At 58.7% G+C, this 19,999-nt stretch carries 19 protein-coding genes; 3 read left to right on the top strand and 16 right to left on the bottom strand.

Translation table 11 applies throughout. The features are described from left to right. Positions 1-465: 465 nt before the first annotated feature. The 7 genes from ACN1C3_RS27605 to minC form a co-directional block, all read right to left on the bottom strand. Positions 466-2,622: a mechanosensitive ion channel domain-containing protein gene (locus ACN1C3_RS27605; protein WP_419118897.1), complete on the bottom strand. Its 2,157-nt coding sequence runs from the start codon at positions 2,620-2,622 to the stop codon at positions 466-468. A gap of 78 nt (positions 2,623-2,700) precedes the next feature. Then, positions 2,701-2,877, bottom strand: coding sequence for a hypothetical protein (locus tag ACN1C3_RS27610; protein ID WP_419118898.1), 177 nt, complete (start codon positions 2,875-2,877; stop codon positions 2,701-2,703). Between the two features lie 119 nt (positions 2,878-2,996). Further along, the gene (locus ACN1C3_RS27615) at positions 2,997-4,286 is read right to left on the bottom strand and encodes a M18 family aminopeptidase (RefSeq protein WP_419118899.1); all 1,290 of its coding nucleotides are present in this window, start codon (positions 4,284-4,286) and stop codon (positions 2,997-2,999) included. A 176-nt stretch (positions 4,287-4,462) separates the two neighbouring features. Continuing rightward, entirely contained in the window at positions 4,463-5,098 is a 636-nt protein-coding gene (locus tag ACN1C3_RS27620; protein WP_007928667.1) for an RluA family pseudouridine synthase, read from the bottom strand. Between the two features lie 186 nt (positions 5,099-5,284). Then, positions 5,285-5,539 carry a cell division topological specificity factor MinE gene (gene minE, locus ACN1C3_RS27625; protein ID WP_419118900.1) on the bottom strand — a complete coding sequence of 85 codons (255 nt, stop codon included), beginning with the start codon at positions 5,537-5,539 and terminating at the stop codon, positions 5,285-5,287. 3 nt (positions 5,540-5,542) lie between these two features. Next, entirely contained in the window at positions 5,543-6,355 is an 813-nt protein-coding gene (gene minD / locus ACN1C3_RS27630; RefSeq protein WP_419118901.1) for a septum site-determining protein MinD, read from the bottom strand. Positions 6,356-6,554: 199 nt separating this feature from the next. Then, positions 6,555-7,289, bottom strand: a complete 735-nt coding sequence (gene minC, locus ACN1C3_RS27635) for a septum site-determining protein MinC (RefSeq protein ID WP_419118902.1) — start codon at positions 7,287-7,289, stop codon at positions 6,555-6,557. A 121-nt stretch (positions 7,290-7,410) separates the two neighbouring features. Between minC and ACN1C3_RS27640 the strand changes: the two genes are divergently transcribed. Next, positions 7,411-8,343, top strand: coding sequence for a lipid A biosynthesis lauroyl acyltransferase (locus ACN1C3_RS27640; protein WP_419118903.1), 933 nt, complete (start codon positions 7,411-7,413; stop codon positions 8,341-8,343). A 47-nt stretch (positions 8,344-8,390) separates the two neighbouring features. After that, positions 8,391-9,563 carry a patatin-like phospholipase family protein gene (locus ACN1C3_RS27645; RefSeq protein ID WP_419118904.1) on the top strand — a complete coding sequence of 391 codons (1,173 nt, stop codon included), beginning with the start codon at positions 8,391-8,393 and terminating at the stop codon, positions 9,561-9,563. Between the two features lie 140 nt (positions 9,564-9,703). Here ACN1C3_RS27645 and ACN1C3_RS27650 read toward each other — a convergent pair whose 3' ends face one another. From ACN1C3_RS27650 to puuE, 7 genes are all read right to left on the bottom strand, one after another. After that, the gene (locus ACN1C3_RS27650) at positions 9,704-10,558 is read right to left on the bottom strand and encodes a pirin family protein (RefSeq protein WP_419118905.1); all 855 of its coding nucleotides are present in this window, start codon (positions 10,556-10,558) and stop codon (positions 9,704-9,706) included. 249 nt (positions 10,559-10,807) lie between these two features. Continuing rightward, complete coding sequence (locus tag ACN1C3_RS27655; RefSeq protein ID WP_419118906.1) at positions 10,808-11,593, bottom strand: outer membrane protein OmpK; 786 nt, start codon at positions 11,591-11,593, stop codon at positions 10,808-10,810. 737 nt (positions 11,594-12,330) lie between these two features. Continuing rightward, positions 12,331-13,635, bottom strand: a complete 1,305-nt coding sequence (locus ACN1C3_RS27660) for a urate hydroxylase PuuD (RefSeq protein WP_419118907.1) — start codon at positions 13,633-13,635, stop codon at positions 12,331-12,333. 50 nt (positions 13,636-13,685) lie between these two features. After that, a complete protein-coding gene (locus ACN1C3_RS27665; protein ID WP_419118908.1) occupies positions 13,686-14,189 on the bottom strand; it encodes an ureidoglycolate lyase in 504 nt (167 codons plus the stop codon). Between the two features lie 136 nt (positions 14,190-14,325). Beyond that, positions 14,326-15,321, bottom strand: a complete 996-nt coding sequence (alc, locus tag ACN1C3_RS27670; RefSeq protein WP_419118909.1) for an allantoicase — start codon at positions 15,319-15,321, stop codon at positions 14,326-14,328. A gap of 90 nt (positions 15,322-15,411) precedes the next feature. Beyond that, positions 15,412-15,927, bottom strand: coding sequence for a 2-oxo-4-hydroxy-4-carboxy-5-ureidoimidazoline decarboxylase (gene uraD / locus ACN1C3_RS27675; protein WP_419118910.1), 516 nt, complete (start codon positions 15,925-15,927; stop codon positions 15,412-15,414). Next, positions 15,924-16,853, bottom strand: coding sequence for an allantoinase PuuE (gene puuE / locus ACN1C3_RS27680; protein ID WP_419118911.1), 930 nt, complete (start codon positions 16,851-16,853; stop codon positions 15,924-15,926). Before puuE ends, uraD begins: the two co-directional genes overlap by 4 nt. Before the next feature lie 435 nt (positions 16,854-17,288). Between puuE and uraH the strand changes: the two genes are divergently transcribed. Further along, positions 17,289-17,642, top strand: coding sequence for a hydroxyisourate hydrolase (uraH, locus tag ACN1C3_RS27685; RefSeq protein ID WP_419118912.1), 354 nt, complete (start codon positions 17,289-17,291; stop codon positions 17,640-17,642). A gap of 235 nt (positions 17,643-17,877) precedes the next feature. Here uraH and ACN1C3_RS27690 read toward each other — a convergent pair whose 3' ends face one another. Both ACN1C3_RS27690 and ACN1C3_RS27695 read right to left on the bottom strand, forming a co-directional pair. Further along, positions 17,878-18,504: a LysE family translocator gene (locus tag ACN1C3_RS27690; RefSeq protein ID WP_419118913.1), complete on the bottom strand. Its 627-nt coding sequence runs from the start codon at positions 18,502-18,504 to the stop codon at positions 17,878-17,880. A gap of 64 nt (positions 18,505-18,568) precedes the next feature. Continuing rightward, positions 18,569-19,918: an NCS2 family permease gene (locus tag ACN1C3_RS27695; protein ID WP_419118914.1), complete on the bottom strand. Its 1,350-nt coding sequence runs from the start codon at positions 19,916-19,918 to the stop codon at positions 18,569-18,571. Positions 19,919-19,999 lie beyond the last annotated feature (81 nt).

Raw genomic sequence — 19,999 nt, forward strand, 5'->3', positions numbered from 1 at the left:
TTTTTGCCGATGTCGATACCCAGAAGCGTTACGGTGTTCATGAGAGATCCTCCTTCGGTAAAGAGAGAGCCTCGGCAAGTTTAGACTCGCCGAGGTTCTCACCGGGCTGACCATCTCATTAGGTCTTCGCCCCGAGCGTACGGCACCTCGCCAAGGCTCGGTGTTCCCTCGCTCCGGCGTCCATCATGGGGCGCCGCAATGCGGCGGAGTCAGCTTCGCTGACGGCGCTACGCGCCAACCCCCTGATGAACACCTCCACTCGGCCTGCCGAAGGGGCGGGTGGATCAAGATCACAGTCAAAAGCCAAAGCCCGGCGTTTGACAAAAGTGCCTCGCCGTAAGGGCGAAACCCTAAGTAGCCGTTACCGCAGAAATGGATATGTACTCGGTAAAAATCACCGGCAGCCATTACCCAGAAACGGATAAGTACACTGTCAAAGCAGGTCCAACCTGGCACCCGGCAGCCTCACTCCTTCTCCAACCCACCCCCCGCCGTCACCACCTGAACACTCATGCGTGGTGTCGCCAAATCCAGCCCAGCCTCATCCAGATGCCGCTTGAGCGACAAATTGAACGCCCGGGAAACCTCCCATTGTTTGATCGGTGCAGTCTTGAAACGCGCCCGCAAAATCGCGCTACCGGACTCGAAACTCTCCACACCCTGAATCTCCAGCGGTGACCAGATATTGCGACGTTGCAACGGATCCGTACGCATTTTCTGCCCGACCTCGCGCATCAGTTTGATCGCGTCGTCGATTTCCATGTTGTAGGGAACCGCCACCCTGAAGATCGCGTAGCCGAATTCGCGCGAGTAGTTCTTGATGCTTTTGATTTCGCTGAACGGAATCGTGTGGACGATACCGTCGATGTCCCGCAGGCGCACGGTGCGGATGGTCAGGCCCTCGACGGTGCCGAGGTGGCCGCCGACGTCCACGTAGTCGTCGATGGCCAGGGAATCTTCGATGATGATGAACAAGCCAGTGATCAGGTCAGCGACCAGCGACTGGGCGCCGAAACCGATGGCCAGACCGATTACCCCGGCACCGGCCAGCAGTGGGGTGACGTTCATGCCCATGTTTGCCAGTGCGACGATCAACGCAATGATGAAAATCGCCACGAATAGCACGTTGCGGATCAGCGGCATCATGGTTTGCGCGCGGGCATTGGCCAGGCCTTTGCGTGAGCGGGTCAGGGCGTGATGCACGGCGGTGTCGCTGAGGATCCAGATCAGCCAGGCGAAGATCAGCGTGCCGCCGAGGCTGAACAGTTTGACGCTGATTTCGTGACCTTCGCCTTCAGTAAAGCGGATCAGCGACATGCCCCAGACGCGTAGCCCGAGCTCGATAAACGTCAGCCACACCACCAGATGCGCGAGGGTATAGAAGAAACTCTTAAGACGTTCCGAATACAGCGCATGGCGTTTGTGCCCGCGATGGGGTTTGAGCGCATGGCGGCGTACCAGCCCGTTGATCACCATGCACAACACCAGCAGCACGGTGCAGATGAGTGACTGGCGCAGCGCGGTGCTGGTATCGCCGGCCGAGACGAACGTGGCGAACAGCGAAATCGCCACCAGCACCAGTGCTGGCAAGTACCAGAAGGTTCCGAGAATATCGATGGTGTCGCTTAGGGCACGACGGGTCAGGCGTCGTGACAACGGCTGGTTGCGGATCAAATGTGCGATCGGCCGCCGGAAACGCAGGATGAACATCCCGGTGGACAGCGCCGCCAGCACATTGGCGAAGGTCGCGGCGGTATGCGCCAGATGGCTGCCCAGACTGGCCACCAGACGTGGGTCGTTCAAGGCTTCGCCGAAGGCGGCAAAGCTGCCGATCAGCCACAGCAGGCGGAAGGCCTGATGCCGAAGGATGTACAACGCACGGTGCCGGTGTGGGCCGTCGAGCACGGAAAACGCCACTACGCAGACCGCCGAAAAACAGGTGCCGACCACCAGTGCGTAAGCCAGCACCATCGCCAGGTCTTTACCCAGTGACGAAGGCAGGGCGTAACTCATGTAGACAGTGATCAATAGCGCGATCAGCCAAGGACCCAGCTTGCGCAAGGCAAAGCGCAGCATGTCCCAGGTCTTGGGATGTTGCGGTAATTCTTCGGTGAGACCGAAGCGCAACCGCACCCGATGGCTGAGCCAGATCAGCGCAGCCGCCAGCAGGCTCCAGAGCATCAGAATCAAGGCAAACCCGAAAATAATGGGCAGCCATTCGCTGGCCGGCAACATCAATGCCACCAGTTCGTCCTGGGCCAGATCGAACTCCTCTGACCACAGGGTGATGGGGCTGTCGGCGCCGGAGAACTGCTTCTCGAAACTGGCCAATGTGCCGCCGATCAACCCGAGCACACCTTCTTCGGTAGCGGGTTGGGCCTTTTTGGTGGCGTCGCGAAGTTTCTTCAGGTCGGTCAGCAGTTTCGCGCGTTGCTGGTCGTTCTCCAGCGACTTGATGACTTCATCCAGTGATTGCCCAAGGGGTTCCTCTGCCTGCGGCTGGGTTTTCGCCGAGCTGTTGAGCAGACTTGGCAGACCGACAGCCTGGGCTGGAACGATAGGGAGCAGCATCAACAGGCAGATGAGGAGACAAGAGGGCAGGGCGAAAAGACGAGCGAACACTAGGCGGTCAACCTCGAGAAGTGCGGATCGACCGAGTGTACGAGGCACTTAAAACCAATGCGAGCGCACCGAGTGCTTTTATTCGTTGAGTTTGGCGAGGATTTTGAAAACCACGGTGGCGAGAATCAGCAGCATGCCGATCCACATACTGAAGATGCCAGCGTTTTTATCGCGGAAGTTGAAACCAATGGCCAGCAGGATCATGCCTGCCAGGATCGGAATGAGCATGGAGTGGAACGCAGACATCGAGATCATGGCGACTGCCTTGTCGAAGGGGATGAACCAAGTCTAGGTGGCTTTCTCGTATCCTGGGTTGGTGTGTTTCAGAAGTGAATCAGGGCGCCGTCGGGCGCCCTGGTCTCGACATGCGTGGCTTACGGCAAATCGCGGCTGGCGTAGAACGCACTGAGCACTTTCACCAGATGCGCCAGGTCATGGCTGCCGCACAGTTCACGGATGGAATGCATGGCAAAGGTCGGCAGGCCGATGTCCACCGTGCGCACCCCAAGGTGGCTGGCGGTGATCGGGCCGATGGTCGAGCCACAGGCCATGTCGCTGCGCACCACGAAGCTTTGCACCGGCACTTCTTCAGCCATGCACAGATGGCGGAAGAAGCCCGCGGTTTCGCTGTTGGTGGCGTAGCGCTGGTTGCTGTTGACCTTGATCACCGGGCCGGCATTGAGTTTCGGGCCGTGGTTGGCGTCGTGTTTGTCGGCGTAGTTCGGATGTACGCCGTGGGCATTGTCGGCCGAGACCAGCAGCGATTTCTGAATGGTCCGTACGAACTCGTCGCCTTCTGGCAGCAAGCGGCGCAGGGTTTGCTCAAGCATCGGGCCATCGGCGCCACAGGCGGAGCAAGAGCCGACTTCTTCATGATCATTGCAGACCAGTACGCAGGTTTCGTCGGTCTCGGCGGTGAGCAAGGCTTGCAGGCCGGCGTAGCAGGACAGCAGGTTGTCCAGGCGTGCGCCAGCGATGAAGTCGCCATGCAGGCCGATGATCGCGGCGCTTTGGGTGTCGTAGAAACTCAGCTCGTAATCGAGCACCACGTCGGCGTTCAGGCCATGTTCCCGAGCCAGCTGGTCGGTCAATACGGCGCGGAAGTCCACGCGCTCATCGCCGGCAAACTGCGCGAGGATCGGTGGCAGTTCGGTTTGGGCGTTGATTGCCCAGCCAAGGTTGGCTTCGCGATTGAGGTGAATCGCCAGGTTGGGGATAGTGGCGATCGGCAGTTTGAAGTCGATCAACTGGCTCTCGACCTTGCCGTCACGGCGGAAGGTCACGCGACCGGCCAGGGACAGATCACGATCGAACCACGGGGCGAGCAGGGCGCCGCCATAGACTTCGACACCCAGTTGCCAGAAGCCCTGGCGTTGCAGTTCAGGCTGCGGTTTTACGCGCAGGCACGGGCTGTCGGTGTGCGCCCCCACCATGCGAATACCGCCGTGCAGCGGCGAGTGCCGGCCGAGCTTGAACGCGACGATAGAGGAGTCGTTACGGGTAACGTAGTAGCGACCATTGGTTTCAGTGGTCCAGGGCTCGCGCTCATCAAGGCGCTGATAACCCGCCGCTTCCAGGCGCTGAACAAGGCTGGCAGTGGCATGAAACGGGGTAGGGGAGGCCTTGAGGAAGTCGATCAGGCCTTGGTTCAACTCTTCGCGCATAAGTAACTCCAGACAGCAGTGGCGGGAGTTTACCGTATTGACTGAGAAATTGGGGCTAGCGCAGACCTTGTGGGAGCGGGCTTGCTCGCGATGAGGGTCTTACATTCAACACTCATGCTGCCTGACAGTCCGCTATCGCGAGCAAGCCCGCTCCCACAGTAGATCGTCTTCACGCTTTAAAACGGTGCCGGGCACTCGAAACGCAGACGTTCGCCACTTTGCGGGTGAGTGAAGCTGAGCATGCTCGCGTGCAGACACAACCGTGGCCAGGCGGCCAGGGCTTGCGGGTGGGCGTAGAGCCCGTCACCCAGCAGCGGGTGGCCGATGGAGAGCATGTGCACGCGCAATTGGTGCGAACGGCCGGTGATCGGCGTCAGTTCAACCCTGCACCAATCGCCGCAACGCTCCAGCACGCGCCAGAAAGTCAGCGCGTTTTTGCCGAACTCATGGTCCACCACATGCCGTGGTTTGGTCGGTGGGTCATAGCGCAGCGGCAAGTCGATGCTACCGCTGTCCAGTTCCGGTTGGCCCCAGCAGAGAGCGGTGTAGGCTTTTTCGGTTTCGCGGTCGTGAAATTGCCGAGACAACTCGCGGTGAGTGTCAGGATCACGAGCCAGCAGGATGATGCCGGAGGTTTCCCAGTCCAGGCGATGGACGATTCGCGCTTCCGGGTAGCCGTTTTCTTGCAGGCGGGTGATCAGGCAGTCCTTGTTGTCATCGGCCCGGCCGGGCACGGAAAGCAGCAGGGTAGGCTTGTCCACCACCAGAACGGCGGCGTCCTGATGGATGATACGGATATTCGACAACGGCATTAAAACAGCCTCGTAACAAACGCCAACGGCGACTCAGGCCCTTCAAACCCCTCTGTAGGAGCCGAGCTTGCTCGCGATGCAGGCAACTCGGTGAATCTGGAACACCGGGTTGATTCTATCGCGAGCAAGCTCGGCTCCTACAACGGGCAGAAGGAACCTGAGCCGCCGTGGCTCCAGCTGGATCGATCAGCGATCAGGCAGGGTGATATTGAGTTCCAGAATCGAGCAGCTGCCCTGGTTTTCCAGAGCGACTTGCACGTCGTCGGACCCGATATTGACGTACTTGCGTATCACCTCGACCAATTCCTTCTGCAAGGCTGGCAGGTAATCCGGGGTGGTGCGTTGGCCGCGTTCGTGCGCCACGATGATCTGTAGACGCTCTTTCGCGACCGACGCGGTATTTACCTTTTTGGTGGCACGAAAGAAGTCAAAAATGTTCATTGTTTAATTGCCTCCAAACAGGCGCTCGAAGAATCCCTTCTTCTGTGCATCGAGGAAACGATGCTCCACGGTTTTGCCCAGAAGACGATCGACGGCATCGCTGTACGCCTGACCGGCGTCGCTTTGGTCGTCGAGGATCACAGGCACGCCCTGGTTCGAAGCCTTGAGTACCGCTTGGGATTCCGGGATGACACCCAGCAGGGCCACCGCGAGAATGTCTTTGACGTCTTCGACGCCGAGCATTTCGCCCTTGCTCACACGCTCCGGGTTGTAGCGGGTCAGCAGCAAGTGTTCCTTGATCGGCTCTTCGCCTTTTTCAGCGCGGCGCGATTTGCTGGCCAGCAGGCCCAGCATGCGGTCGGAGTCACGTACCGAGGACACTTCCGGGTTGGTCACGATGATCGCTTCATCAGCGAAGTACATGGCCAGGTGAGCGCCGGTCTCGATGCCTGCAGGTGAGTCGCAGACGACGTATTCGAAGGTCTGTTTGAGTTCCATCAGAACTTTTTCGACGCCGTCTTTGGTCAACGCTTCTTTGTCACGCGTCTGGCTTGCGGCCAGCACGTAGAGGTTTTCCAGACGTTTGTCTTTGATCAGGGCTTGCTGCAGGTTCGCTTCGCCGTTGACCACGTTGACGAAGTCGTACACCACGCGGCGTTCACAGCCCATGATCAGGTCGAGGTTACGCAAACCGACGTCGAAGTCGACGATGACTGTTTTGTGACCGCGCAGAGCGAGGCCGGTACCGATAGCGGCGCTGGTGGTGGTCTTACCCACACCACCCTTGCCGGATGTAACCACGAGAATCTTGGCCAAGGTGTTTCACCCCTAAGGAAAAAGGACTTTTAGCCCCTGAAAAACATCTCTTGAAAACTACTGCAGTCGAACAGCCTTGGCTGAAATTCGGTTTGAAGCGGGTTTACCTTCGGTAAAGCCTGCTTTTCGCCGATTTCCTACTTCGTTTGAGCCGTTTTCGCTACGTTTTAGAGATGCTTGGAAAATGCGGCAGTATCCGTTAAAGACGAGTGATGTTCAACACGTCACCCGACAGGCTGACCTGAACGCCGGAGCCCCATAGCGGATCGCGGCGTAAGTCTTCGGAAACCTTGTATTGGCCGGCGATCGACACCAGTTCGGCACTCAATTGCTGACAAAAAATTCTGGCCTTGGTGTCGCCCTTGACCCCAGCCAGGGCGCGACCGCGCATGGGACCGTATACATGGATGTTGCCATCGGCGAGAAGTTCCGCGCCGGGACTGACCGAGGAAACCACCACCAGATCGCCACCCTGGGCGTAAATTTGCTGCCCGCCGCGTACGGGCGAGGTGATGATTTTGGTTGGTTTAATGGTCGGTTCCGGCGGTTTTTCCGGTTTTTTCTTCTCGCCTTCGTGCGGATCGAGCGGACGCTCCCGAGCACCGGACGGTGGCAACACCGGAAGATCCACCGCAATGGCGGCGGCGATGTCTTCGATGCGGCTGGCGCGGATGGCCAGCGTGCGCAGGCCATGCTGGCGGCAGATGCGCATCAGACCAGGCAGGTCGACGGCGCCTTCGGTGGCCGGCAGTTTGTCCAGGGCCAGCACCAGCGGGGCATTGCTGAAGAAGTTCGGCGCTTGGGCGACCTTCGCGGCCAGCTGGCGATCGAGGCCTTCGAGGTCATTGCGGGCCAGTTCCAGCACCGTAATGGCGAGCATGCTGCCCTTCAACTGGAACACAGGATCTTGGTCTAGCGGTTCGGTTTGGCTCATGGTCGGCATTAAACGGCTTGTCACTAAAAGTGCCGAGACTTATAGCGAGAACGCCCGCGGGCCGCAACCCGGGTCGAACCGTTGTAGAATGCGCGACCTTGTTGTCTGTCCGGAATCTGTAATGGATCGCCCGCGTTTTCGAGCTGCATTTTTTCTTCCGCGTTTCTGGCCACTGTGGTTTGGCCTCGGCCTGCTGTGGCTGATCGTTCAGTTGCCGTATCCGGTGCTGCTGAAGATCGGTCGCGCTCTGGGTGCATTGATGTATCGGGTGGCCGGCGACCGACGGCGCATTGCCAGGCGCAACCTGGAGCTGTGTTTCCCGGAAAAGTCCGCCGCCGAGCGTAAACGGCTGCTCAAGGAGAACTTCGCCTCCACCGGCATCGCCTTTTTCGAAATGGCCATGAGTTGGTGGTGGTCCAAACCGCGTCTGGCGCGCCTGGCCCATGTCGAAGGGCTGGAGCATCTCAAGCAAGCCCAGCGCGAGGGCAAGGGCGTGATCCTGATGGCCCTGCATTTCACCACGCTGGAAGTCGGCGCGGCCTTGCTCGGTCAGCAGCACACCATCGACGGCATGTACCGCGAGCATAAGAACCTGTTATTCGACTTTATTCAGCGCCGTGGTCGCGAGCGGCACAACCTCGATTCCCTAGCGGTGGAGCGCGATGACGTGCGCGGCATGCTCAAGCTGCTGCGTGCCGGCCGCGCGATCTGGTATGCGCCGGATCAGGACTACGGCGCCAAGCAAAGCCTGTTCGTGCCGCTATTCGGCATTCAGGCGGCGACGGTCACCGCCACCAGTAAGTTCGCTCGACTGGGTAAAGCGCTGGTGGTGCCTTTTACCCAGGAACGTCTGGCCGATGGCAGCGGTTACCGCTTGGTCATCCATCCGCCGATGACGCAGTTCCCGGGGGAGAGTGAAGAGGCCGATTGTCTGCGGATCAACCAGTGGGTCGAGGGGGCGCTGCGCGAATGTCCAGAGCAATATCTCTGGGCCCATCGACGCTTCAAGAGCCGGCCGCCAGGTGAGCCGAAGTTGTATGAGAAACGTGGCTGACGCAATACCGTTAGATTGATTGTCCCCAAGCGCCATGGAGTGTTGCGATGAGTTCAGCTGAACCGGTCACAGGTTTGATTCTTTCCGGCGGTGGGGCTCGGGCGGCATATCAGGTAGGGGTGTTGGCGGCGATTGCCGAGTTGTTGCCAGCGGGTGCACCGAACCCGTTTCCGGTGATCGTTGGCACTTCTGCCGGCGCGATCAATGCGGTCAGCCTGGCCAGTGGGGCGATGGATTTCGCTGGTGCGATCTATCGGCTGACGGAGTTCTGGCAAGGCTTTCGCAGCCGTCAGGTGATGCGCAGCGATTGGCCGGGGGTGATCAGCCAGGCCACTCGGTTTGTCGGGCATAGCTTGCTGGGGCTGGGCGCTCACGTGCCGGTGGCGCTGATCAATAGCTCGCCGTTACGGCGTTTGTTGAACCGCAAGCTTCATTTGTCCGGGATCGACGAAGCCATCCGGCAAAAGCAATTGCAGGCGGTGGCGGTCACGGCTTTCGGCTATGAGTCCGGCCAGGCGGTAACCTTCTACCAAGGCAGCGGCACTATTGAGGCCTGGCTACGTCATCGGCGTATCGGCGTGCCGACTCAACTGACGGTCGAACACTTGCTGGCCAGTTCAGCGATCCCGTTGTTGTTCGCTCCGGTCAAAATCGGGCCGGAATATTTTGGTGACGGTGCTGTGCGTCAGTCCGCGCCGATCAGTCCGGCATTGCACCTGGGGGCAAGTCGGGTGCTGGTGGTCGGGGTCAGCGGTAACCCTCGAGGGTTCGACCCTCAGAATCCGTTGCAGCGCACGTACACCGGGCAACAGCCGACGCTGGCGCAGATCGGTGGGCACATGCTCAACAGTACCTTCATTGACAGCCTGGAAAGTGACATTGAGTTGCTTCAGCGTCTGAATCAATTCAGCCATTTGCTGCCAGCGGGAGTGCCGAGCCGCAGTCTTGGGGTGACACCGGTGGATGTATTGGTGATTGCCCCTAGCCAGCCGATCGATGAAATCGCTGCGCGGCATCGGCAAGAATTGCCGGCCGCCTTGCGATTGTTCCTGCGCGGGCCGGGTGCGACCAAGACCAGTGGTGCGGGGGTCCTCAGCTATTTGCTGTTCGAGTCGGGGTATTGCAGCGAACTGATCGAACTTGGTCGTCGCGATGCCTTGGCCAAGCGCGAGGAGTTGTGCCGGTTTTTGGGATTGCCGGTGTTTGCCACGTTGCCTTGAAATCTGTAGTGCTGCAATCGCGAGCAAGCCCGCTCCCACATTAGATATGCGCTGTGCCACAAATGGGTGGCACACCTTCAATCCAGTGTGGGAGCGGGCTTGCTCGCGATGGGGACCTGATTGGCACCGCAAAATGTTTGTCAGGCGGTCAACCGATCATCCCGAAAATCCCGCAGTGCCTGTTCGATCTCTTCCCGAGTGTTCATCACGAATGGCCCGTATTGCACGATCGGCTCGCCCAGGGGCTTGCCGGCGATCAGCAGCACCTTCGCACCTGACGGGCTGCTCAGTTGCAACTCACCTTCATCCGAGAGCCGAATCAGCTTACTGGCGCCGACACTTTGCGCCTGTCCCGGCAGCTCCACCTGGCCTTCGTAAACATACAGCAGCGCACGATGGCCGTCGGGCAGGCGAGGGCTGATGCGACCGCCCGCTGGCAGATGGAAGTCAAAGTAATGAGGCTCGGTATCCGGACGCAGGACTGCACCGGTTTGTTGAATCTGACCGTCATCGAACTGACCGGCGATCACCACCACCTCGACACCCTCTGCGGTTTTCACCCGTGGGATATCTGCCGGCTGAATATCCCGATAGCTGGCGGTGTCGAGTTTGTGTTTACCCGGCAGGTTCAGCCACAGCTGGAAACCGCGCATCACGCCTTCTTCCTGCTCCGGCATTTCACTGTGAATGATGCCCTTTGCCGCGGTCATCCATTGCACGCCGCCGCCCTCCAGCAGGCCGACATTGCCCAGATGGTCTTCGTGGCGCATGCGACCTTCGAGCATGTAGGTCACGGTTTCAAAACCACGGTGGGGATGCGGTGGGAAGCCGGCGATGTAATCGTCAGGATTTTCCGAGCCAAATTCATCGAGCATCAGGAAGGGATCGAAACGCTCGACGCCCTGGCCACCGAAAACCCGGGTCAGTTTCACCCCAGCACCGTCGGATGCGGGCTGGCCGGTATGAATGCTCAGTACTTTGCGAAATTGAGTCATCAGTGCAACTCCTGATCAAGTGTGAATGGCGACATGCTATGCCAAGCGGATTGATCAATGGTTGCGAATTTTGCGGGGTTGTTATCGGGTTGTTCGATGTTTATTGTCTCGAAGATCGTTCCCACGCTCTGCGTGGGAATACATCCTGTGACGCTCCGCGTCACTGCCGAAGATGGACGCGGAGCGTCCGCGGCGGCATTCCTTTGCTGCGCGTGGGAACGATCAACGATCATAGATCGGCACTATCAATCAGAAGTGGTACTTCACCAGCAAGCTCGTGGCGCTCTGATTGGTTGTGAAGTCTTTCGTGTCTTGGATGGCGTACTTGTTCTTCCAGTAGTCGTACTCGACACCGACGTACAACTGCTTCTCGCCCCAGTGCAAGGCTTTGCCCAAGTCGTACTTGATCTGTGGGTTGAAGTGCAGGTTGGCGTGGTAGGTGCCTTGGCTGTTCTTGTCGTTGTCGACCACCCAGTCCATGAAACCGTCGATCAGCACGCTGGAGTTGCCCACCGGGATGGTGTAGGACCAGACCGGGGTGATCTGCCAGATGTTGTTACCCGGTCGTTTGTCGTCGGTATGGCGATTGTAGAAGTTCAGCTGGAAGTAATCGAAACCAGGAATGGCCAGGTCGAAGCCCGGACCGATCAGGTAGGAGTTGACATCGCCTTCACCGGTCTCGTAGGTCATGGCCAGCAGGACGTCCTTGATCGGGCCGAATTCGAGTTTCTGGTCGAAGATTTTACCGAACGACAGACGCGGGCTGAACTCACCATAGTAGGTGTTATTGCCGACGTAGGCGTCAGGTTTGCCGTTGTAGAAAATCTTGTCGATGAACAGGAAGTTGTCCCCGTATTTCCAGGCATCGGCGTGCTCGAAGGTCACGGTTTGCTGGATACTCGGGTTGATTTTAAAGTCTTTGCCGTAGAGATAGGTCAGGCTGTTGTTCTGCCATTGCAGCAGATCGCCGGCCATGGCTTGGCCCCCAGCCAGCAAGGATCCGGCAAGCATCAGGCTTGTACACGTACGTTTCATTCGGTTGCTCCTAAAGTAGGTTGATCCACGTTTTTTTAAAAGTTGGCGCTCTGGTGTGGCGCCTTTTATCGTTGCGGTAAAAGTCATCCAATCGGTCAGCTTTACTGCTGTTAGCAAGAGCTGAGCCAAGGCGAAAGAAACAAAAAAACTCCCGCTCGGCTGCCTGAAAACAGTCGATTGAGAGTTGGTTTGGGTTGGCCTCGGGACTAACCAGTGCCGGGATAAGTTGGCTTTTTGGTCAGGTTTTAAATCTGGAGTTTTTTTTAGAGCAGATTCGGGCGGCCGCGGAGAATACTGGCTCGCGCGACGCGGCTCAAGTGCCCCGGAACAGAGCACCTGCGACAACATTGGGGCACGGTTGCGGGCCATCTCAGGCGTACGCCTTGAGAAGCAGTCCGCTGCTGCGCAGCAGGCTGGAGTGTGTTCGCTTCATCGTGTTGCTCCTTATTATTTTTATTGTTAAGGCGCAGACAGCCGCTGACTGCGACCTGGCGTGCAGCCAGGTCCGTCTGTTATGGGTGTGTTGGAGTTAGGTGTTTCAGGTTCAGCACGGTCTCTCGTAGCAGCTGCCGAAGGCTGCGTCCGGCTGCGCCGCAGTCGTAATCCCTGGTTCCACGGTTTGTCTGGAATACCGCAGTGCTTGGTTTTACGACTACTGCGTAGCCGGACGCAGGCTTCGCCAGCTGCTCCGGTTCGCTTAACCTCTTAACTGGTCGAAGCCCGTTCGCCACAGGGTCTCAGTTAGTCCTGGCTCCCTGGGCAATCCAGGCGCCGATCAGGTCACGTTCCTGCTGGGTCATCTGCGTGATGTTGCCCAGCGGCATGATCTGAGAGGCGACGGCCTGGGCCTGAATCCTCGGTGCCAGTTGTTGGATCTGCTGCGGGGTATCGAACATCACACCGGCGGGAGCTGCACTGAACAGTGGGCTGGTCGGCTTGGCCGAATGGCACACGGCGCAGCGTTCCTGAATCACGCTGTGAACTTTGTTGAAGTCCGGGCCGCTGGCGTTGGCAGTTGAAGCTTGCGCCGGTGCCGCAGCAGGTGTTGCTGGTGTCGCTTCAGGTTTGGCGCCACTGATGGCTGTTTCAGGAATCGGCTGATACTCGATCTTCGCCGGGGCCTTGGCCACATCAGGTGCGCTCGACATCTGCGCCGGACCGGTCACGTAAGCCAGGCTGATCATGCCCAGTGCCGCAACAGGCAAGGTCCAGGCGAACTTGTGGCTGTTGTGACGGGTATTGAAGTAGTGACGCACCAACACCGCCAGCACCGCGATCCCAGCGAGGATCAGCCAGTTGTATTGGCTGCCATAGGTGCTCGGGAAGTGGTTGCTGATCATGATGAACAGCACCGGCAAGGTGAAGTAGTTGTTGTGCCGCGAACGCAGCAGGCCTTTGGCCGGCAGCGCCGGATCGGGCGTGCGGTTCTCGGCGATGGCGGCGACCAGCGCGCGTTGTGCCGGCATGATGATGCGGAACACGTTACCGACCATGATGGTGCCGATGATGGCGCCGACATGCAGGTACGCACCACGACCGCTGAACACTTTGCTGAAGCCATACGCCGCGGCGATCAACAGCACGAACAGGATCAGACCGAGCAGGGCAGGGCGTTTGCCCAGGGCCGAGTCGCACAGAAAGGAGTAGACGAACCAGCCGACGAACAACGAGCCAATGCCCAACAGCACGCCTTCAGGACCGCTCAAGCTGCTGCCCGGTGCCAGTAGATACAGTGTCGGGTTGGAGTAGAACACCACGCACAGCAGCGCAACGCCCGACATCCAGGTGAAATAGGCCTCCCATTTGAACCAGTGCAGGTTGTCCGGCATGGTCGGTGGGGCCAGTTTGTATTTTTCCAGGTGATAGATACCGCCACCGTGGATCGCCCACAAATCGCCGGCCAGCCCCTCTTTCGGGTTGACCCGGTTGAGGTTGTTTTCCAGCCAGACAAAGTAGAACGAAGCGCCGATCCAGGCGACGCCAGTGATCATATGAACCCAGCGCACGCTCAGGTTCAGCCATTCCAACAGATGTGCTTCCACAGTCTTTACCTCTCGCCTGTCACTCTGTTGTCGAGTGATCAGACCTTCTCTTATTGGTGGGGGGCGAGGATCAACCGCTCATCCTCTTTGAAAAAATGCTCATCGCAGTTATTGCCTGTGCCACTGCGATCAACCACCAGGAAGTCATCCCGCTTTTCGATCGTTAGCACCGGATGGTGCCAAACGCCGCGATGGTAATTAATGCCCTGCCTGCCGTTGGTGACGAAGGCGCGGACCAAGCCTGATACCGGTTCATCGCCAAGTGGCGCGACCACGATCAGAAAGGGGTTGCCGAGCAGCGGTATGAAAGCCTGGCTGCCCAGCGGATGGCGCTCCAGCATGCAAACGGTCAGCGGCATGTCCTGCGCCTCGGCGCGGAAGATGCTGATGATCGCCTTGTCGTCCGGCGTGGCAGTTTGCACCTCGGCCAGACGATGGAAGCGCATGGTCGAACCATTGTTGATCATGAAGTGATCGCTACCGTCGGTTTCGATCACGTCACCGAAAGGGGCGAAGGCTTCTTTGGTCAACGGTTCAATCATCAATGTGCGCATGCTGGTCTTCTTAATCTTTTGAATTGATCGTTCCCACGCTCTGCGTGGGAACGCCTCACTGGACGCTCCGCGTCCGCTTTGTGACGCGGAGCGTCACGGGCTGCATTCCCACGCAGAGCGTGGGAACGATCATCAGTTACTTCGCTACCTTGCCGAGAACCCGCAGGCGACTCACACCACCGTCAGGGAACACGTTCAGGCGGATGTGGGTGATCGGGCCAAGGGCTTTGATCTGCTCGGCGAAGGTGTGTTCGGCGTGCATTTCCAGTTTTTGGGCGGGCAACAGTTCACGCCAGAACAAGCTCTGGGTTTCGATCTGGCTGTCGGTGCCGCCCTTGACGAACGCGCCCTGGATCGAGCAGGTGTCGGGGTAGTTGCCCTTGAAGTGCAGGGTGTCGACGATGACTTTCTCGATCACGCCCGGATGACCCAAGGCGACGATCACCCAGTCATTGCCTGGCGTACGACGACGTGCAGTTTCCCAGCCGTCGCCCATGTTGACGCCACGACCGGGGTTGAGGATGTTGCTCATGCGACCGAAGTGTTCGTCGGAGCAGGCGAGGGCGCGACCGCCGTTCAGGGCCGCTGCCAGATCGATCTGCTCGTTGTCGCCGACCGCAGACCAGTCGCGGAACGGAATGCCGTATACGCGCAGACGCGCTACGCCGCCATCCGGGTAGATGTTGAAGCGCAGGTGGCTGAAGGCCTGATCGTTATTGATCTCGTGGAAGTGATGGCTGTTGCCTTGCAACTCGACTGCCGACAGCACTTCAACCCACTGGGTGTTTTCAGTCGGCTCGCCTTCGGCCAGGAAGCAGGCTTCCAGGGAGGCAGACGGCGGGAAGTTGCCGGTGAAGAATGAAGTGTCGATGTCCACGCCTTTGATCGAGCCAGGCACGCCCAGGCGGATTACCGCGCTGTCATAGCCTTCGAAGCGCTTGCGCCGCGACTCCCAGCCGTCCATCCACTTGCCGTTGTCATCGAAAACGCCTTCCTTCCACACAGCCGGGGTTGGCTGGAACAGGCGGTTGGCATCAGCGAACCAGTCATCGGTGACCGAGATGATTTTGGTGCCCAGGCGGGCGTCGGCCAGGTTGACGAACTTCTCGAAAGGTACGGCGTAAGCTTTCATTCTTTTTGTCTGCCTTGAAATTAGTGGCTGGGGATGCTCGCAAGGCCCAGGGAAACGTCAGCGTTCATGAGGCTTCTCGGGCGTGGGTCGCTATAGGGTCAGTAATCGGAACAACGCGATCTTATTAATCTCCGCCAGCGCGCATTTGAACTCGGTGTTCACCGGGTTGTGGATGCGCGTTTCGAACGCTGCGAGGATCTGATGCCGGTCGCTGCCTTTTACCGCCATGATGAAAGGGAATGCGAACTTGGCTTTGTAGGCCTCGTTCAGCTCGGTGAAGCGCTGGAACTCTTCGGCCGTGCATTGGTGAATACCCGCGCCAGACTGTTCTTCAGTGCTGGCTGCGGTAAGCTGGCCCTGGACGGCAGCTTTGCCGGCCAGGTCCGGGTGAGCGTTGATCAGTGCCAGCTGGCTGGCGTGATCGGCACTCAACAGGATGTCGCTCATGCGCTGGTGCAGGGTTTCGATCTGGTCGATCGATGCGTCCTGGCCCAGTTCGAAAGCCTTTTCGGCTACCCATGGCGAATGTTCGTAGATATCGGCGAAGGCTTCGACGAAGGCCTCGCGGCTCAAGGTCGATGGCTTGAGGGTCGCAAAGGTGCTCATTTCGAGGTCCCCCCTTGGTAAGGATGGGTTTCGTGCCAGTGGCGGGCGATGTCTACCCGACGGCTGAACCAGACCTGTTCGTGGCCTTTAGCGTATTCGATAAAGCGTTTGAGGGCGGCCAGGCGCGCCGGACGGCCGATCAACCGGCAGTGCAAACCGATGGAGAGCATCTTCGGCGATTCGGCGCCTTCGGCATAAAGCACGTCGAAGGCGTCTTTCAGGTACTGGTAAAAATCGTCGCCCTTGTTGAAACCCTGCACCTGGGTGAAACGCATGTCGTTGGTGTCGAGGGTGTACGGGATCACCAGGTGCGGCTTGCCGGTCGGGTTGTTCGGTTCCCAGTACGGCAGGTCGTCGTCGTAGGTATCGCAGTCATAGAGGAAACCGCCTTCTTCCATCACCAGCCGACGGGTGTTCGGCCCGGTGCGGCCGGTGTACCAGCCCAGCGGACGCTCGCCGCTGATTTCGGTGAGGATGCGGATCGCTTCGAGCATGTGCTCGCGTTCCTGCGCCTCGTCCATGTGCTGGTAGTCGATCCAGCGGTAACCGTGGCTGCAGATCTCGTGGCCGGCTTCAACCATGGCGCGGATCACGTCTGGATGACGTTGGGCAGCCATGGCCACAGCGAAGATGGTCAGTGGGATGTCGAATTCTTTGAACAGTTTGAGGATCCGCCAGACGCCGGCACGGCTGCCATACTCGTAAAGGGATTCCATGCTCATGTTGCGCTCACCCTGCAGCGGCTGCGCCGAAACCATTTCCGAGAGGAAGGCTTCCGACTCTTTGTCGCCGTGCAGAATGTTGCGCTCGCCGCCTTCTTCGTAATTGAGCACAAAGGACAAGGCGATGCGGGCATTGCCCGGCCAGTGTGGGTGAGGAGGGTTACTGCCGTAACCGATCAGGTCGCGTGGGTAGTCAGCGCTCACTGCAGTCTTCCTTCTTATTCGTGGTGTCTTGTTCATGACAAGGGTGGTGTGGCGGCCTGGCGGTGAGATGACAGGCTTGCGTCACAGCGATGGAGTGATTGTATACAACTTTATTGTCACTTTGTAAGCCTGAATTTTCGCAAATTTCACTGATTGTCATCAAAAAGGGGGATTGCAAGAAACCTGCCTGATCGGTCAGTTAAAAGATATGAGGTCGGCTAATCTCAAGGTGCGGCTGTAAATTAACACCCAATTCAGTGCTGATAGAGACGAAGGTAAATATGTGATTTTTATTGTGTACAATTTTTTTGAAAAGTGTCTTAATCAGTCGCTCGCCGCGCTTTTTCGTGCTCCGAAACGGTGCGGTCTCCTTTTTAACTGACTCCGGGAGGCGCGAGGCCTTGCTGCTTGATTGCAGACAGGCGCGCAGAATCAATGGGACGTTTGACTACACACGTTTTGGATGCCGCACACGGTTGCCCTGGCAGCTCGATCAAGGTTGAGTTGTACCGGGTTGAAGGCACGCAACTGGAACTGGTCGCCAGCGCGCTGACCAACAACGATGGCCGTTGCGACGCGCCGCTGCTGCAAGGTGATGACTACCGTTCCGGGGTCTATCAACTGCAATTCCACGCAGGCGACTACTACCGCACCAAGGGCGTTCAATTGCCTGAACCGGCGTTTCTGGATGTGGTGGTGCTGCGTTTCGGCATCTCGGCCGAGCAGGATCACTATCACGTGCCCCTGTTGATTTCGCCTTACAGCTATTCGACTTACCGAGGAAGCTAGACTCCCCCACGAATCTGCGCAAAAGCTTCTTTGGTCTTTCGCCCGCTCACACTGCGGGCTTTTTTTCGTCTGCTGGGAAATTGGATGTTGGTGAGGGCGCCATCGCGAGCAAGTCGGATCGCCGCACCGCCGCTCTCACACTGGATCGTCGTCGAACACAAATACTGTGTGCACTGAAGATCAACTGTGGGAGCGAGCTTGCTCCAGGCGGCGTTCCGACGATGCTTTTCCAGCTTCAGCGGCTCAGCAGGGAGGCCGCGCCCGCGCCACCGAACAACCCGGCACTGATCCGGTTGAACCAGCTCTGGCCCTTGCCGCTGCGTAGATACCGCGCTGCGCCGTGGGCGCCGAGGCCATAAGCCAGCTTGCAGAGCAGATCAAGTACGGTCCAGGTGGCGATCATGATCAGCAACTGCGGGAGAAACGGCTGCTCGGCGCTGAGGAACTGCGGCAGAAACGCAGCGAAAAACAGAATGTCTTTCGGATTGCTCGCGCCCAGTACAAAAGCGCGCCCAAACAGTGCGCGAAAGCGCGGAACCGGTGCGGCCTGCGGAACTTCAGTGGCGTGGGCCGGCTGCCGTGATTGCTGCCAGCTCTGCCAGGCGAGGTAGAACAGGTACAGCGCACCTACAATTTTCAGCGCGCTGAACAGCTGTTCCGAGGCCAACAGTAAGGCGCCAAGACCCAAAGCCGAGGCGCTCAACAGGCAGATCGAAGCAATCACTCCACCCAGAAAGGCCGGGTAAGAGCGGCGTAAGCCGTAATTCAAACTGTTGCTGATCATCAACAAAGACAGGGGGCCCGGGATCAGGATTACCACCAGTGCGGCGCTACTGAACAGCAGCCAGGTTTCCAGACTCATCACTTTCCTCCAAATGTGCAAAAGCCCCACCCGGCGGGGTGGGGCTGGGTCACGCATGTTTTGCTTACAAGAAAATAAACTTGGCGATAAAGATCGCGCACAGCACCCACAGGCTGACAGAAATTTCTTTGTGTTTACCCGTACCCGCCTTCAGCACCACATAGCTGATGAAGCCCAGTGCGATGCCGTCGGCGACCGAGAAGGTCAGCGGCATCATGATCATGGTGACAATCGCCGGAATGCTGTCAGTGGCTTCGCTCCACTTGATGTGCTCCATGCCGCCCATCATCAGCATCGCTACATAAATCAGCGCGCCTGCGGTTGCATAAGCGGGGATCATGCCAGCCAGCGGCGCAAAAAACATCGCGGCGATGAACAGCACACCAACGGTGACCGCCGTCAGACCGGTGCGGCCGCCTGCGGCTACCCCGGCGGCACTTTCTACGTAGCTGGTGACGGGCGGTACACCGACCATGGCGCCGAATACGCTGGAGGCGCTGTCGGCTTTCAGTGCGCGGGAAAGGTTTTCGATCTTGCCGTCAGCGTTCACCAGACCCGCCCGTTGCGCGACGCCCATCAGGGTGCCGGCGGTGTCGAACATGTGCACAAAGAGGAATGCCAGCACCACGCTGATCATGCTGACGTTGAACACGCCGGCGATGTCCATGGCCATCCAGGTCGGCGCCAGGCTAGGCGGGGTGGAGAAGATTCCGTTGTACTGCACCAAACCCAGCCCCCAGCCTGCAGCGGTCACGGCGATGATACTGATCAGGATCGCACCGAATACCCGGTGATAGCTGAGAACGGCAATCATCAGGAAGCAGACGGCCGCCAGCAGCGGGCCAGGCTCGCGCAGGGAGCCAAGTTTGATCAGGGTGGCTGGGCTATCGACGATGATCCCTGAGGTTTTCAGACCGATGATGCCCAAAAACAATCCCACTCCTGCGCCCATCGCGTAACGCAAACTCACCGGAATACTGTTGAGCAGCCACTCACGTACTCGCGATAAGGTCAGGATCATGAACAGCACACCGGAAATAAACACTGCGCCCAGCGCGGTTTCCCAGTTGTAGCCCATGGTGCCGACCACGGTGTAGGTGAAGAAGGCGTTCAAGCCCATGCCCGGCGCCAGGCCAACCGGCCAGTTGGCGTACAGGCCCATCAGCAGGCAACCCAGCGCAGCGGCGATGCAGGTGGCGACGAAGGCCGCGCCGTGGTCGATCCCGGCGTCAGCCATGATGTTCGGGTTAACGAAGATGATGTAGGCCATGGTGATGAAGGTTGTCAGACCGGCGATCAGTTCGGTCTTCACCGTGGTGCCGTGCAAACTGAGTTTGAAGAGACGTTCCAGCCAGCCGTTGTTCAACGGCGGTGAAAGGTCCAGCGTAGGGGCTTCGGATTTGCGGCTTTCCACAGCGAGTACTCCTCAAGAGTTTTATTGTTTTTTCCAGAACCGGACACGTGTGAGTGGGCAGCGGCTCTTTGAGGCATGTAA

It is taken from the genome of Pseudomonas sp. H11T01 (genome assembly GCF_048515765.1).
Taxonomy (GTDB): Bacteria; Pseudomonadota; Gammaproteobacteria; order Pseudomonadales; family Pseudomonadaceae; genus Aquipseudomonas.

Bases quoted from the DNA above. Each gene is read 5' to 3' on its own strand.
- ACN1C3_RS27610 (WP_419118898.1), bottom strand. From the start codon at position 2,877: ATGATCTCGATGTCTGCGTTCCACTCCATGCTCATTCCGATCCTGGCA.
- ACN1C3_RS27615 (WP_419118899.1), bottom strand. From the start codon at position 4,286: ATGCGCGAAGAGTTGAACCAAGGCCTGATCGACTTCCTCAAGGCCTCC.
- ACN1C3_RS27620 (WP_007928667.1), bottom strand. From the start codon at position 5,098: ATGCCGTTGTCGAATATCCGTATCATCCATCAGGACGCCGCCGTTCTG.
- minE (WP_419118900.1), bottom strand. From the start codon at position 5,539: ATGAACATTTTTGACTTCTTTCGTGCCACCAAAAAGGTAAATACCGCG.
- minC (WP_419118902.1), bottom strand. From the start codon at position 7,289: ATGAGCCAAACCGAACCGCTAGACCAAGATCCTGTGTTCCAGTTGAAG.
- ACN1C3_RS27640 (WP_419118903.1), top strand. From the start codon at position 7,411: ATGGATCGCCCGCGTTTTCGAGCTGCATTTTTTCTTCCGCGTTTCTGG.
- ACN1C3_RS27645 (WP_419118904.1), top strand. From the start codon at position 8,391: ATGAGTTCAGCTGAACCGGTCACAGGTTTGATTCTTTCCGGCGGTGGG.
- ACN1C3_RS27650 (WP_419118905.1), bottom strand. From the start codon at position 10,558: ATGACTCAATTTCGCAAAGTACTGAGCATTCATACCGGCCAGCCCGCA.
- ACN1C3_RS27655 (WP_419118906.1), bottom strand. From the start codon at position 11,593: ATGAAACGTACGTGTACAAGCCTGATGCTTGCCGGATCCTTGCTGGCT.
- ACN1C3_RS27665 (WP_419118908.1), bottom strand. From the start codon at position 14,189: ATGCGCACATTGATGATTGAACCGTTGACCAAAGAAGCCTTCGCCCCT.
- alc (WP_419118909.1), bottom strand. From the start codon at position 15,321: ATGAAAGCTTACGCCGTACCTTTCGAGAAGTTCGTCAACCTGGCCGAC.
- uraD (WP_419118910.1), bottom strand. From the start codon at position 15,927: ATGAGCACCTTTGCGACCCTCAAGCCATCGACCTTGAGCCGCGAGGCC.
- uraH (WP_419118912.1), top strand. From the start codon at position 17,289: ATGGGACGTTTGACTACACACGTTTTGGATGCCGCACACGGTTGCCCT.
- ACN1C3_RS27690 (WP_419118913.1), bottom strand. From the start codon at position 18,504: ATGAGTCTGGAAACCTGGCTGCTGTTCAGTAGCGCCGCACTGGTGGTA.